At 70.2% G+C, this 13,726-nt stretch carries 13 protein-coding genes and 2 pseudogenes; 14 read left to right on the top strand and 1 reads right to left on the bottom strand.

Going from position 1 to position 13,726, the window contains the following annotated elements; genetic code table 11:
* Positions 1 to 34 precede the first annotated feature (34 nt).
* The 13 genes and pseudogenes from IM777_RS15935 (at position 35) to IM777_RS15880 (ending at position 11,174) form a co-directional block, all read left to right on the top strand.
* Positions 35 to 448, top strand: coding sequence for a Fur family transcriptional regulator (locus IM777_RS15935; RefSeq protein WP_071045233.1), 414 nt, complete (start codon positions 35 to 37; stop codon positions 446 to 448).
* Positions 435 to 1,467, top strand: a pseudogene (locus tag IM777_RS15930) (permease). Before IM777_RS15935 ends, IM777_RS15930 begins: the two are co-directional and overlap by 14 nt.
* Complete coding sequence (locus tag IM777_RS15925; RefSeq protein WP_194384031.1) at positions 1,460 to 2,446, top strand: TIGR03943 family putative permease subunit; 987 nt, start codon at positions 1,460 to 1,462, stop codon at positions 2,444 to 2,446. The pseudogene IM777_RS15930 and the gene IM777_RS15925 overlap by 8 nt, the downstream one beginning before the upstream one ends.
* A complete protein-coding gene (locus tag IM777_RS15920; protein ID WP_194384030.1) occupies positions 2,436 to 3,842 on the top strand; it encodes a hypothetical protein in 1,407 nt (468 codons plus the stop codon). The genes IM777_RS15925 and IM777_RS15920 overlap by 11 nt, the downstream gene beginning before the upstream one ends.
* Positions 3,839 to 4,525, top strand: a complete 687-nt coding sequence (locus IM777_RS15915) for a DNA-3-methyladenine glycosylase (RefSeq protein ID WP_194385612.1) — start codon at positions 3,839 to 3,841, stop codon at positions 4,523 to 4,525. Before IM777_RS15920 ends, IM777_RS15915 begins: the two co-directional genes overlap by 4 nt.
* Positions 4,526 to 4,691: 166 nt before the next feature.
* Entirely contained in the window at positions 4,692 to 4,928 is a 237-nt protein-coding gene (gene rpmB, locus IM777_RS15910; protein ID WP_071045229.1) for a 50S ribosomal protein L28, read from the top strand.
* On the top strand, positions 4,928 to 5,098 hold the full coding sequence (rpmG, locus tag IM777_RS15905) for a 50S ribosomal protein L33 (RefSeq protein WP_013584775.1): 171 nt from the start codon (positions 4,928 to 4,930) through the stop codon (positions 5,096 to 5,098). The genes rpmB and rpmG overlap by 1 nt, the downstream gene beginning before the upstream one ends.
* Before the next feature lie 2 nt (positions 5,099 to 5,100).
* Positions 5,101 to 5,406, top strand: a complete 306-nt coding sequence (gene rpsN, locus IM777_RS15900) for a 30S ribosomal protein S14 (protein ID WP_071045228.1) — start codon at positions 5,101 to 5,103, stop codon at positions 5,404 to 5,406.
* A gap of 428 nt (positions 5,407 to 5,834) precedes the next feature.
* Positions 5,835 to 6,521, top strand: a pseudogene (locus IM777_RS17475) (alpha/beta hydrolase); the annotation flags it as partial.
* Entirely contained in the window at positions 6,404 to 6,958 is a 555-nt protein-coding gene (locus IM777_RS17470) for an alpha/beta hydrolase fold domain-containing protein (RefSeq protein WP_272872955.1), read from the top strand. The pseudogene IM777_RS17475 and the gene IM777_RS17470, both read left to right, overlap by 118 nt.
* A gap of 248 nt (positions 6,959 to 7,206) precedes the next feature.
* Positions 7,207 to 7,494, top strand: coding sequence for an HU family DNA-binding protein (locus IM777_RS15890; RefSeq protein WP_071045226.1), 288 nt, complete (start codon positions 7,207 to 7,209; stop codon positions 7,492 to 7,494).
* 87 nt (positions 7,495 to 7,581) lie between these two features.
* Positions 7,582 to 9,567, top strand: a complete 1,986-nt coding sequence (locus IM777_RS15885) for a bifunctional copper resistance protein CopD/cytochrome c oxidase assembly protein (RefSeq protein ID WP_228480862.1) — start codon at positions 7,582 to 7,584, stop codon at positions 9,565 to 9,567.
* Positions 9,564 to 11,174 (top strand): DHA2 family efflux MFS transporter permease subunit, encoded by a 1,611-nt coding sequence (locus IM777_RS15880; RefSeq protein WP_194384029.1) that lies wholly within the window; start codon positions 9,564 to 9,566, stop codon positions 11,172 to 11,174. Before IM777_RS15885 ends, IM777_RS15880 begins: the two co-directional genes overlap by 4 nt.
* Positions 11,175 to 11,176: 2 nt before the next feature.
* On the opposite strand, the gene IM777_RS15875 is transcribed toward IM777_RS15880, so the two are convergent.
* Complete coding sequence (locus tag IM777_RS15875) at positions 11,177 to 12,163, bottom strand: hypothetical protein (RefSeq protein WP_228480861.1); 987 nt, start codon at positions 12,161 to 12,163, stop codon at positions 11,177 to 11,179.
* A gap of 195 nt (positions 12,164 to 12,358) precedes the next feature.
* Between IM777_RS15875 and IM777_RS15870 the strand changes: the two genes are divergently transcribed.
* Positions 12,359 to 13,726: an ATP-dependent DNA helicase gene (locus tag IM777_RS15870; protein WP_071045222.1), complete on the top strand. Its 1,368-nt coding sequence runs from the start codon at positions 12,359 to 12,361 to the stop codon at positions 13,724 to 13,726.

The raw sequence follows: 13,726 nt of genomic DNA, 5'->3' as shown, positions 1-13,726 counted from the left end.
GGGCTTGCCCAGGCGCCGCGGGTAGACTCGCGGCATGGTCGAGCGCAACACCTGGCAGCGCGAGCGCGTGCGTGAGGCGCTCGGAGATTCCCCCGGATTCGTCAGCGCCCAGGCGCTGCACGCTCACCTTCGCGAGGAGAACACGGGCATCGGGCTGGCCACCGTCTATCGAGCACTGGCGGGCCTGGCCGCCAAGGGCGAGGCCGATTCCCTGCAGAGTCCCGAAGGAGAGAATCTCTACCGAGCCTGCGAATCGCCGGGCCATCACCATCATCTGATCTGCCGATCCTGCGGGCTGACCGTCGAGATCGCCGCGAGCGACGTCGAGACGTGGGCTCACGCGACCGCCTCGCAGCACGGCTTCACCCAGGCCGAGCACATCGTCGACATCTTCGGCCTGTGCGCCGCGTGCACGGCCGCCCAGGCGAACGAGCGTGCCGTCGACTGACACGCGCCGCCGCTCGGAGACTCTCCACGAGCCGTCGTCGACCGCCCGCGCGCTGGTGTGGGCGGGTGTCGGCGTGGCCGTGGTGCTGGCGCTGTTCGCCATCGACCTGCTGCTGCCGTCGCTCTACCCGCTCTCGCTTTCAACGCGCGCAAGATGGGCTGACCCTCGCGATCAGCGTGCTGATCGAGTCGCTGCCGTTCATCGCCCTGGGCGTCGTGCTCTCGATCGTGGTGCAGGTGTGGGTGCCGCCCGGCGTCATCGAGCGGTGGCTCCCGCGCGCGGCGTGGGCCCGTCGCGCCGTGCTGTCGCTGCTCGGGATGCTCATCCCCGTATGCGAGTGCGGGAATGTGCCGTTCGCGCGCGGGCTCCTGATGCGCGGGTTCAGCGTGCCCGAGACGATGACCTTCCTCATTGCGGCACCGATCGTGAACCCGATCGTCATCATCACGACGCACGCCGCGTTCGGATTCGACGACGGCATCCTCATCGCCCGCCTGGTCGGCGGCTACCTCATCGCGAACCTCATCGGATGGCTGTACAGCCTGCACCGCGACCCCGATGGCCTGCTCACGGAGCGCTTCCGCGAGACGTGCGAACTGGTCGCGCACGAGCCGGGCGGACGCGTCCGCCGCAGTCTCGCGCAGTTCGTCGTCGAGCTGCGGGCGGTGATGCCCGCCCTCATCATCGGCTCCGCGATCGCCGGGGCGGTGCAGGTGCTGGTGCCGCGGGAGACGCTGCTGGCGATCGGCTCCGACCCCGCCCTGTCGATCGTCGCGATGATCGCGCTGGCGATGGTGGTGTCGATCTGCTCCAACGTCGACTCGTTCTTCGCGCTGTCGTTCGCCTCCACCTTCACGCCGGGGTCCATCGTCGCGTTCCTGCTGGTCGGTCCGCTCGTCGACGTCAAGATGCTCGCGCTGCTGCGCACCACCTTCACCACCCGCACCCTCGCCGGCGTGGTCGTCGTGGTCGTTCTCAGCGCGTTCGCCATCGCGACGGGTGTGAATCTCTTTGCGTGACCTCGGAGCGCTCGGCACGCGCTGGCTCGGTGTCGGACTCGCGGCGATCATCGCCGTGGTCACCGTCTCCCTCGCCCTCACCGGCGACCTCGACCTCTACATCAACCCCGACTCGTCGTGGTTCGCGGTGTCGATGGCGGTGCTCCTGCTCGTCGGGGCGGCCGCCTCGTTCGCACTCCCCTTGGGCGCCGAAGCCGAGCACGGGCACGACCACGGTCCGCCGCCGTCCGAGCCCGCCCCCGGACCGCGCCGGCGCGATCCGGAGCCGGTGCCGGACGCGAGTGCAGCACCCGAGGCCTCCGGCGTCTCGACCCTCCAGGAAGCGGACGCGCGTCCGACCTCGCGCGCGCAGGCCCGCGCGGCTCGCGAGGCCGCCGCGATCCCCCAGCCGCCCCGCGAGCACGTCACTCCCGACGAGCCGCATTCGTCCGAGGCCGATCCGCACGACGCTCGTCCCCCTGCGCACCCCCACCACGCGCATCCGCTCGCCCTCGCCGCGTCGATCACCGGCGGCGCCATCGCGTCGGGCGTCGTGCTGCTGACGCTCGTCCTTCCCGCCACCTCGCTGTCTGCCGAGATGGCCCTCGCGCGAGACGTCGGCGTCACGCCGCTGTTCGCGGGTCAGGATGCGGTGACCCTCGCCGCATCCGGCGACACCTCGACCTTCGGCATCGGCGAGTGGGCGACGGTGTTCGCGACCTCCACCTCGCCGGAGACCTTCGACGGCCAGGAGGTGACCCTCACCGGATTCGTCGCCCCGACCGACGACGGCTTCGGCCTGACCCGCCTGGTCATCACCCACTGCGTCATCGACGCGCAGCCGGCCAGCGTGCCGATCGCCTCCGGGCAGGCGGCGCCCGAGGCGGGGCAGTGGGTCGAGGTCTCCGGCACCGTGCGGGCCGCGAGCGACGGCACCCTCACGGTCGATGCAGCCGAGGTGACCGCGATCGACGAGCCCGAGGACCCGTATGAGTACTGACAGGCCCGAGGTCGCGCGCCGGCGCCCGCTCGGCTTCGCGGCCGTCTTCGCGATCGTCGTCGCGACCCTCGTGGTGCTCGCCGCCGTCGGCGCCGCCGTGAGCGTCGCCCAGGGGCCGCGTGCGACCGACGTCGCGGTGGATCCCGAGGCCGCCGTGGAAGCATCCGGCACCCGCGTCATCTTCACGACGACCCAGTCGCTGCAGGAGGTCGACGCCTCGCAGGTGACGATCACCCCGGCGGTCCCGTTCGCGGTGGACACCTCGGGGCGCAGCGTCGGGGTGCGGTTCACCCTGCCGCTGTGGGATGAGACCGAGTACACCGTGACGATCGACGACGTGACCGGGTTGGGGGGCGGAGCCACCTCGACCCTCACCGAAACCTTCACGACCCCCGGCATCGACCTGTTCCTGCTGCAGCGCGGCGGCGAGAACGGCGACACGGTCTTCGTCACCGACCTCGACGGCGAGCAGGCGATCCCGGTGTTCACGCACCCGGCGATCGAGGACTTCCGCATCACCGCCGACCACCTGGTGTTCTCGGTGCGGGATGAGAACGATCAGTCGCAGCTGATCGTCACCGACCACGAGGGGCAGAACGAGCGCACGCTGGCCCTGCCGGGCGAGGGCACGATCTCCGACCTGCAGGCCGCCGACCGGGGCGATCGGATCGGCTACCTCTTCACCGACGCGGCGGTCGGCACCGACGGCGCCCTCGAGAGTGCGCTGTTCACGGCATCGGTCGACGACTCCGCCGCCGAGGAGGCGCCCGTGCAGGTCGCCGTCGAGGGGAGCGACGCGCGCGTCGATTCGTGGTCGTTCGTGCCCGACACCGACAGCGTGCTGTTCGTCGGGTTCGACAGCGCCCTGACGCTCACCGGGCCGACGGGGGAGAACCCGGCCTCGTTCGGACTGGCGAACGCGATCGCCGGCATCACCCCCGGCACGTCGGAGGCCGTCATCGATCGTCCGGAAGGATGGGTGGTGCTCGACCTCTCGACCGGTGACGAGACGCCCCTCGTCGCCTCGGCAGAAGACCTCGGCACCCTCAACGACGTGGAGCCTCTTCCCGGCGGCGGCACCCTGCGCACGACGTCCTTGCGCGACGAGGGCGGACAGCCCATCGCCACCACGATCGCGACCGTCGACGACGAGGGTGAGACCGCGATCGTGATGGATGTGCCCAACGAAGACACCGTTCTCCAGACGTGCGTGTCGCCCAGCGGGCGGTATGCGGCCGTGCTCATCGCCCCCGACGTCGTCTCGAACCGCTACGACGGGTATCTGCTCCCGCTGCCCGAGCGGGTCGAGACGCACATCCTCTCCCTCGCCGACAACGCGGAGATCGTGGCGCTCGCGGGGTTCGACGCGTCGTGGTGCCGGCTGCCGCCCGGATGAGCGGGGTCGGCGACGGACTGCGCCCCGCCGCGCGCGAGGACCTGCGCGCGCTCGCCGTGGACGTGGCGCCACGCCTGCTCGGCGGCGTGCTCGTGACCGACGTCGCCGAGGAGCGGGTGGTGGTGCGCATCACCGAGGTCGAGGCCTATCTCGGGCTCGGAACCGGCGACGTGCCCGATCCTGGCTCGCACGCGCGGATGGGTCTCACGGCGCGGAACGCCACGATGTGGGGCGAGCCGGGTCACCTCTACGTCTACCTCAGCCACGGCATCCACTCGTGCGTCAACGTCGTGGCCGCCCCCGCCGGCGGAGCCGGCGGCATCCTGCTGCGCGCCGGTGAGATCGTCGACGGTGAGGATGCTGCGCTCCGGCGCCGGACCGCCGGTCGCGGCGTCGTGCGCCGACCGCGTGACCTCGCCCGCGGTCCGGGTCGACTGGGCGACGCGGTTGGCCTGCGGCATCCGGTCCACGACGGGATCGACGCGATCGAGCCGGACGAGCGAGCCGGCGCGCGGGCCCGACTGTGGCTTCGCGAGGAGCCGCTCGCGGCGGTCGCCCGCGGTCCGCGCGTGGGAGTGGCCGGCGTCGCCGGCACCGCGGAGTATCCGTGGCGCTTCTGGATCGAGGGGGATCCGACCGTCTCCGCCTTCCGGTGGGGGAGGGGAGCGGCCGCCCTGTCGTAGCCGACACGCCCGACGTGCTAGGGTGGTTGTTTGTCTGCGCGCACTCCAGCGCGTAGTTCGCACCCCACACCATCGCTCGACCCGCAATCGGGACGGCTTCGGTGCGGGGCGCAGACAAGGGATCTTGGGTGGAGCCGTCCGGCTTCACGGTACAGAAGGAGACACCATGGCCGCAGTGTGCCAGGTGACCGGAGCGGTTCCCGGCTTCGGTCACAACATCAGCCACTCGCACCGACGGACGAAGCGCCGCTTCGACCCGAACGTGCAGAAGAAGACCTACTACGTTCCGTCGCTCGGTCGCAAGGTCACCCTGAACGTGTCCGCCAAGGGCATCAAGGTGATCGACGCGCGCGGTATCGAGTCGGTTGTGAAGGACCTCGTCGCGAAGGGTGTGAAGCTCTAATGGCGAAGAAGGCTCAGGACGTCCGTCCGATCATCAAGCTGCGTTCGACCGCGGGCACGGGATACACCTACGTCACGCGCAAGAACCGCCGCAACAACCCCGACCGTATCGTGCTGAAGAAGTACGACCCGGTGGTCCGCAAGCACGTCGATTTCCGAGAGGAGCGCTGATCATGGCCAAGAAGAGCAAGATCGCGCGCAACAAGCAGCGCCAGGAGGTCGTGGACCGCTACGCGGCGAAGCGCCTCGAGCTGAAGAAGCAGCTCGTCGACCCGACCTCGACCGACGAGCAGCGTGAGGAGGCCCGCGTGGGCCTGCAGAAGCTGCCGCGCAACGCATCGCCGGTGCGCCTGCGCAACCGCGACGTCATCGACGGTCGCCCGCGCGGACACCTGAAGAAGTTCGGCATCTCGCGCGTGCGCTTCCGCGACATGGCACACCGTGGGGAACTCCCCGGTGTGACGAAGTCGAGCTGGTAAGCGAGACGCGTTTCACGAAGGCCCGGATCCACCTGGATCCGGGCCTTCGTCATCCCCGCGGGCGGATCCCGCCGGTCGTCATCCCCGCGGGCGGATCCCGCCGGTCGTCATCCCCGCGGGCGGATCCCGCCGGTCGTATCCCCGCCGGCATCCGTTGGTCGTTCCTCGATCGCCGTGTGCCCTGTCTCAGGCTGACGGCGTCTGAATGCGGCTGAAAGGCCTGAATCGGGCTTCCCGCGAGACCCCAGCCTGAGTTCGTGCACGCGGGGGAGTGGTTCCGAGCGCGTACGGTGGGTCACAACGGACGCCTCAGGCGCCATGGACGCCTCGGGCACTATGGACGCCTCGGGTCACGACGGACGCCTCAGGCACCACGGGGGCCTCACCCGCCGACGAGGATTCCCGTCCACCGCCTCGAGGAGGCCACGATGCCGCTGGACCCCTTCTTCGCGGAGCGCCTGCGCGTGCATCGCCGCTACCTGCTCGGCAAGGCGTGGCACCGGGTGCGCGACGCCGTGCGAGGCCTCCTGCCTCCGCGAGACCCGGGTGTCCGTCCGAGACCCGGCGGCACGCGGCCCGGTCTCGGACGCAGGCCCCAGTCTCGACCCGCGCCGGCCCGTCCGAAGCGCCGCCGCGCGGCCCGAACGCCGGCATCCGCCCGCGCGAAGCACCGCCGCGCGGCCCTCGCATGGGACCGCACCGAGCTCGAGACGGTGGGCACGCCGGGGCCGGAGCTGCGCATCACCGAACACTACGTTCCGGTGCCGGGATTCCCCGACGTGAGGGTGCGCGTCTACCATCCGCCCCAGCACGAACGGCCCGTGCCCGGCGTGCTGGCGTTCTTCGGGGGAGCGTTCCGGATCGGCGGCATCGACTACCCCACGACGGATGCCGCCTTCCGGCGCCGCGCACACGATGCCGGCGTCGCGATCATCGCCGTCGACTACGCGCTGGCTCCCGAGCATCGGTACCCCACCCAGGTCGAGCAGGGGTACGCGTGCCTGGAGTGGCTCATCGCACACGCGGACGAGCTGGGCATCGACGCCGAGCGGATCGGCATCGCGGGCACCTCCGCGGGCGGCTCACTCGCGGCGGCCCTCACGCTGGTCAACCGGGACCGCGCGCGGCACCCGCTGCGGCTGCAGCTGCTCGAGGTGCCGGTCGTCGACCTCACCGGACGCCATCTCGACCTGCGCGCAACGTGGGCGCTCGGCATTCCGGCGCTCATCGCCCTGCGCGAGCTGCGCTCGGTCGCCTGCCGCGTCCCGCCGCGGCGCGCGAGCCGCTCGCCTCGCCCATACGAGCGGCGTCGCACCGCGGGCTGCCGCCCGCGGTCATCCTCACCGCCGAGTACGATCCGCTGCGCGGCCACGGTGACGCGTACGGCGCGGCGCTGCGACGCGACGGCGTCGCCGCGAGCGTCGTGCAGTACCGCGGCGGAACGCACGACACCGCGCTGTTCACCGGTGCGCTGCCGCTCGCGCGCCGGTGGCACGACGACGTCGTGGCGGCTCTGCGGTCCCTGCACACGCTCGAACCGCCCTCGGGGTGAGACACCGCGATTGCCGCGAGAAACCGCGCATCGCGGTGTTTCTCGAGCCGAGAAGGGTGTCTCACGCGTCACACGGGCCCCACGGAGGCCGCGACACGCCGGGTGACCCCCCTCTCGAGGCCCGAAATCCGCATGATTCCGCGGTTCGTGGGTATATTCGAGGCGGTCGTTCCGACCAAGCCGGGAGGCAGTCGCCGCTCGGTCCAAGAAACGAGAGGCGACGATCCGTCGCCTTGGAGGACACACATATGGCTGACAAGTCCATCACCAAGACCGAACTCGTCGCGAGCATCGCCAGCGCGACCGGCCAGAGCCAGTCCGCCGTCTCGAGCGTGCTCGACTCCCTCTTCGCCACCGTCTCGGAGGCCGTGGCCAAGGGCAACAAGGTCTCGATCCCCGGATGGCTGTCGTTCGAGCAGGTCGAGACCTCGGCTCGCACCGGCCGCAACCCGCAGACCGGCGAAGAGATCGCCATCCCCGCCGGCAAGCGCGTCAAGGTGACCGCCGGCTCGAAGCTGAAGGCTGCCGTCAAGTAACGACCGCGCCGAACCACACCGGAGGGGATGCCGCTGAGCGGCATCCCCTCCGGTCGTTCCCCAGCGGGAACGATCTACGCTTAGGGGGTGAGTCCCCGCGTGCTGCGGGCCGCCGGGCCCGTGATCCTCGTCGCGGCCGCGCTCCTGGCACTCGTCTGGGCGCTGGCCTACGGCGGTGGTGCAGCGCCCCTCATCCTCGGCGATGCGGGCCCCGTGGTGCGGTGGGGGATCCCGGTCGTCAAGCTCGCGGTCAACCTCGCGGCCGCCGGCATGGTCGGCACCCTCGTCGTGGCCTTGTACGCGCTGAAGGCGGGTGAGCGCGAGTTCGACGTGGCGCTCGATGCCGCATCGGTCTCGGCCGCGGTGTTCACCGTCGCCGCCGGCGCGAACGGCTTCCTCGTCTTCCTCGACTCGTTCAACGCGCAGCTGAGCCTCGGTCCCGAGTTCGGTGCCCAGCTCGGCCGTTTCCTCGTCGAGACCGAACTCGGCCGCGTGTGGCTGATCACCACCGTGCTCGGCGCCATCATCACGGTGCTCGCTTTCGCGGTGCGCTCGTGGACGCCGTCATTCCTGCTCGCGCTCCTCGCCCTCGCCGCGCTCGTGCCCATGGGCACGCAGGGGCACTCGGGCGAGCAGGCGAACCACAACCTCGCCGTGTCGTCCCTCGTGCTGCACATCATCGGCGCCGCCGTGTGGCTCGGGGGCCTGCTGCTCATGGTGCTCATCCGGCCGATCGTTCGCGGCGAGACCATGCGTCGGGCCATGCGGCGCTACTCCACGCTCGCCCTGGTGTCGTTCATCGTGGTCGCGATCTCGGGAACGGTGCGCGCCGCGATCGGCATCGGAGACCTCGGGGGCCTGCTGACCCCCTACGGCGTCATCGTGCTGGTCAAGGTCGTCGCCCTCGTGGCCATCGGCCTGCTGGGCGCGATCTACCGCAATCGCCTCATCGACCGCATGACGGATGCGACGCGCGGCGTGTTCTGGATGCTCATCGCCCTGGAACTCGCCTTCATGGGCATCGCCAGCGGCGCCGCATCCGCCCTCGCCCGCACCGCGCCGCCGACCGACAGCGGCATCCCGGAGGACGTGTCGCCGGCGTTCTACCTCACCGGCGACGAGCTGCCGGCGGAACTGCTGCCGAGCCGCTGGCTGACGGTGTGGGACATCGATGTGCTGTGGGCGTTCGCGGCCGGCTTCGGCCTGTTCTTCTACCTCGCCGGCGTGTGGCGCCTGCACCGGCGCGGCGACGCCTGGCCGATCTACCGCACCGTGATGTGGGTGTCGGGTCTGCTGCTGCTGGTGTGGGTCACGTGCGGAGCCCCGAACGCCTATCAGGATTACCTGTTCAGCGTGCACATGCTCGGCCACATGCTGCTGAGCATGGGCATTCCGGTGCTGCTGGTGGCGGGAGCGCCCGTGACGCTCGCGGCACGGGCCATCCGCAAACGCGACGACGGCACGCGCGGCGGGCGCGAGTGGATTCTGTGGATCGTGCACTCGCCGTACATGCGCGTGCTGACCAACCCCTTCGTCGCCGCCGGCCTGTTCGTGGTGTCGCTGTGGCTCTTCTACTACACCGACCTCTTCCGCTGGGCGCTGTACGACCACATCGGGCACGTGTGGATGGTCGCGCACTTCCTGCTCACCGGCTATCTCTTCGCGCTCACGCTCATCGGCGTCGACCCGGTGGCCTATCGGCTGCCGTATGCGGGACGACTGCTGCTGCTGGTCGGTGTCATGGCGATGCACGCGTTCTTCGGCGTCGCGATGATGATGCAGACCGGTCTCATGGCCTCGGAGTGGTACGGCGCGATGGGGCGCGCGTGGGGCCTTCCGCCGTTGGATGACCAGTACCTCGGCGGCGGCATCGCGTGGTCGGTGGGGGAGATCCCCACGCTCACGGTGGCGATCACGCTGGCGATCCAGTGGAGCCGCAGCGACGAGCGCATGCAGCGTCGACGCGACCGCGCCGCCGATCGCTCGGGCGATGCCGAGCTCGAGGAGTACAACGCACGTCTGGCCAAGCTCGCCGAACGCGACAAGCGCGCCGAGGAGGCCCTGCGTCGATGACCGATCACTACCGTCGGCGCTGGGTCGGCCTCGTCTTCATCAGCGTCGCGGTGTCGCTGATCATCGTCGATTCGACGATCGTCAACGTCGCCGTTCCCTCGATCGTCGAGGACCTCGGCATCTCGTCGACCGAGGTGCAGTGGGTGCAGGAGGCGTACACGCTGGTGTTCGCGTCGTTGCTGCTGCTGTTCGGCAGTCTCGCCGACCGCTTCGGACGCAAGCGCCTCATGCTCGTCGGGGTCGTCGTCTTCGCGGGTTCGTCCGTGCTGGCCGCGCTTGCGCCGACAGGTGAGCTGCTCATCCTCGCCCGCCTGGTGCAGGGCGTCGGCGGCGCCATGATCCTGCCGACGACCCTCTCGGTGATCAACGCCACCTTCCGCGGGCGCGAGCGGGGCATCGCGTTCGCGGTGTGGGGCTCGACGATCGGGGGCATGGCCGCCGTCGGGCCGCTTCTCGGCGGGTGGCTGACCACCGACTTCTCGTGGCGGTGGGCGTTCGGCATCAACATCCCGCTCGGGATCGCCGTGTTCATCGGAATCGCCCTCGCGGTGGCCGAATCGAAGGAGGCGCGCGCGAAGGGCATCGACGTGGTCGGTGCGGTGCTGTCGGTGCTGCTGTTCGGAGGACTCGTGTTCGGCCTCATCGAGGGCCGCACCTACGGCTGGTGGACCAGCGCCGAGCCGTTCACCCTCGGCGGCTTCACGTGGCCGTGGACGATCTCACCGGTGCCGGTCGCCTTCGTCATCTCCGCGCTCGCACTCGTCGGCTTCCTCTCGTGGGGGATCTCGCGCGGTCGCCGTGGGCGATCATCGCTGCTGGAGTTCTCGCTGTTCCGCATCCGATCGTTCTCGAACGGCAACATCGCCGCGCTGGTGATCGCGCTCGGCGAGTTCGGTCTCATCCTGTCGCTGCCGCTGTGGTTGCAGTTCGTGCTCGGCTTCGACGCCCTGCAGACCGGCCTGGTGCTGCTCGCGCTCGCCGTCGGTTCCTTCGTCGCCAGTGGCATCGCGGGGGCGACCAGCGGCCGCGTGGACCCGATCGTCATCGTGCGGTTCGGCATCGCCGCCGAGATCGTCGGCGTTGTGGCGGTCGCGGTCGTCATCGCTCCCGACGCGGTGTGGGGATGGCTGCTGCCGGCCCTGTTCGTCTACGGGATCGGGGTGGGCCTCGCGACCGCGCAGCTCACCGGCGTCATCCTGCAGGATGTTCCGGTCGACCTCTCCGGGCAGGGATCGGGCACGCAGTCGACCTCGCGCCAGGTCGGCTCGGCGCTCGGCATCGCCATCCTCGGCACGGTGCTGTTCACGTCCACCGGCGGCATCCTCTCGAACAGCCTCGACGATGCGGGCGTGCCCGAGGCGCAGCGGGATCAGATCGTCTCATCGGTCGTCGACAGCGCGGGTGCTGCCATCGCGGTGCTTGATGAGAACGATCCGTCCGGGGTGGCTGCGGTTGCCGCCAGAGCGGCGTTCTCCGACGGGACCCGGCTGTCGGCGCTCACCGCGGCAGGCTTCCTGATCGTCGGCCTCGGTGCCACGTTCGCGCTCGGCCGCGGCGCCCGGCGCGCCGAGCTCGTCGAGACCGACGCGGGCGGTGCCAGGGCCTGACGTCAGCCGGCGCCGACCACGATCGAGGCGCTGCCGTCGGGGAGCACGGTGATGGTACCGGTGACGAGGAACGGCACCTCTTCGCTGACGTCGCGGATGCTGCCGTCGAAGAACGACTGGATCTGCACGTCGATGCGGGCGACGGCCTCGGTCGCGGGGATCTTCCAGCTCGCTCCGTCGGGTTCGACCGTGACGGCGGGCTGCTCCGTGATCGACCAGGACGGCAGACCGACGATGCGATCGTCGACCGTGTAGCCGAACGGGCACGCCGTCGGCTGCAGCACCTCCTGCGTGGCGCACGCCGTGAGGAAGTCCTCGACGCGATCCTGCACGACCTCGACGAACTCCTCGGTCGGCTCGGCTGCGACGGTGACCGGCACCTCTGTCAGCGGGGCGTCGCTGAGCACCGCCACCCCGGGCGTCGCCGCGATCGCGGTGTCGACGGAGACCGAATAGAGGCCGGGGGAGAACACGAGCATCGAGATCGGCGCGGTGGGGTCGGCGTCCACGCCGTCGGGGGAGACCTGCCTCTTGTCGATCTCGAACCCGTTGACCGCGAACTCCATCGACCCCTCCACCGACAGGTCGATCACGGCGAGGGGGCTCGTGGCGAATGCCCAGGTCGGGGCGATGCCGATCCAGCCGGTGTGCTCGACCTCGAAAGTGACGGTGCCGGGAACGCCGCCGGCGTCGTATTCCGCGATGACCGTTGTGACCTCGCCGTCGGACACCTCCGACACGATCGAGACATCGCGCAGCGAGCCCATCGCCGCCGCGCGCAGGAGGGCGTCGGAGTCGGGTGTCTCGAGTCCCGCGGCCTGCAGCTCGGCGCTGTCGATCGCGACGCCGGGAACGGCGAGCGCCCCGGCGGCGTCGTTGTCGTGCAGCAGATGCAGGTAGTGACGCACGAATGCCGAGGGGCTGTAGAACTCGCGGTAGGCCAGCGTGGCGGCGACCGCGAGGCCGGCCAGCACGAGTGCGGTGATCACGATGATGACGGTCAGGTCGCGCCCGAGCCTTGCGCCCCGCGATCGGCGCCTGGCGGGCGCGCCCGATGCCGGAGGCGCATGCGACGCCTCCGGTGCGGCATCCGTCGCCCCCCGCTCCACTCCTCCAGTTTAGGAAAGTCCGCCTGACCGACCGCCCGATGCCGTCATGCGGTGTCGCATGGCTACCATGAACCGGTGACCACGCGCGCCCTCTCCCTCGAGCAGGAGTCGCTCTTCCGTCTCATCGAGGACACCCGCGAGCACGTGTTCGTCACCGGTCGCGCCGGCACCGGGAAGTCCACGCTGCTGCAGCACCTGGCGTGGAACACGTCCAAGCAGATCGCGGTCTGCGCACCGACGGGCGTTGCGGCGCTGAACGTCGAGGGTCAGACCATTCACTCGCTCTTCCGGTTGCCGATCGGTCTCATCGCCGACAGCGAGATCGACCAGTCCGATGCCACGCGCAAGATCCTGAACGCCATCGACACCCTCGTCATCGACGAGATCTCGATGGTCAATGCCGACCTCATGGATGGCATCGACCGCTCGCTGCGGCAGGCGCGGGGGCGCCGTGGTGAGCCGTTCGGCGGCGTGCAGATCGTCATGTTCGGCGACCCGTATCAGCTCGCGCCGGTGCCTCCGCGCGGCGACGAGCTGCGCTACATCCGGGATCACTACCGGTCGTTCTGGTTCTTCGACGCCAAGGTGTGGGTCGGCGATGTCGGCGGCGACGGGATCATCGACATCGGATCGCACGGCGCGCAGCTGCACGTGCGCGAGCTCGCCGAGATCCACCGTCAGGCCGATCCGGAGTTCAAGGCGATGCTGAACGCGGTGCGCCACGGCGTCGTCACCGCCGACATCGCCAAGATCCTCAACGACACGGGCGCGCGGACGCCGCCGGACCCCACGGCCGACGAGACACCGATCATCACGCTCGCCACGCGCAACGACATCGTGAACAACATCAACCGACGGCACCTCGATGCCCTGCCGGGACGATCGCAGACCGCGGCGGCGGACATCAACGGCGATTTCGGGCGCGGCGACGCGTATCCGGCCGACGCCGAGCTGAAGCTCAAGATCGGTGCGCAGGTGATGTTCCTGCGGAACGACACGGCGTCGTTCGGCGAGCCGCCGCGCTGGGTCAACGGCACGATCGGCACGGTGACGCGTATCGCCGGCGAGAACGTGCGGGTCGAGGTCGACGGCGAGGAGTTCGACGTCGAACCGGCCGTGTGGGAGAGGTTCCGCTACGCCTACGATCCCGCGTCGAAGTCACTCACTCGCGAGATCGTGGCCGAGTTCACCCAGTTCCCGCTGCGGCTCGCGTGGGCGGTCACCATCCACAAGTCGCAGGGAAAGACGTACGACCGGGCCGTCATCGATCTCGGCTCGGGCGCCTTCGCGCCTGGCCAGACCTATGTCGCGCTGTCGCGACTGACGTCACTCGACGGGCTGTACCTGTCGCGCCCGCTGCGGCCGAGCGACATCCGGGTGGATGAGGACGTGCGGCGATTCATGCGCGAGGTGCGCTCGGCCGGTGCGGCGAGTCCGCGGTGA

Origin of the sequence: Microbacterium luteum (genome assembly GCF_015277875.1) — a bacterium.
GTDB classification, from domain to species: domain Bacteria; phylum Actinomycetota; class Actinomycetes; order Actinomycetales; family Microbacteriaceae; genus Microbacterium; species Microbacterium luteum.
Note: the sequence above shows the minus strand (reverse complement) of the source record. Positions and strands in the feature narration are given on the sequence as shown.

Bases quoted from the DNA above. Each gene is read 5' to 3' on its own strand.
- IM777_RS15935 (WP_071045233.1), top strand. From the start codon at position 35: ATGGTCGAGCGCAACACCTGGCAGCGCGAGCGCGTGCGTGAGGCGCTC.
- IM777_RS15920 (WP_194384030.1), top strand. From the start codon at position 2,436: ATGAGTACTGACAGGCCCGAGGTCGCGCGCCGGCGCCCGCTCGGCTTC.
- IM777_RS15915 (WP_194385612.1), top strand. From the start codon at position 3,839: ATGAGCGGGGTCGGCGACGGACTGCGCCCCGCCGCGCGCGAGGACCTG.
- rpmB (WP_071045229.1), top strand. From the start codon at position 4,692: ATGGCCGCAGTGTGCCAGGTGACCGGAGCGGTTCCCGGCTTCGGTCAC.
- rpmG (WP_013584775.1), top strand. From the start codon at position 4,928: ATGGCGAAGAAGGCTCAGGACGTCCGTCCGATCATCAAGCTGCGTTCG.
- rpsN (WP_071045228.1), top strand. From the start codon at position 5,101: ATGGCCAAGAAGAGCAAGATCGCGCGCAACAAGCAGCGCCAGGAGGTC.
- IM777_RS15890 (WP_071045226.1), top strand. From the start codon at position 7,207: ATGGCTGACAAGTCCATCACCAAGACCGAACTCGTCGCGAGCATCGCC.
- IM777_RS15880 (WP_194384029.1), top strand. From the start codon at position 9,564: ATGACCGATCACTACCGTCGGCGCTGGGTCGGCCTCGTCTTCATCAGC.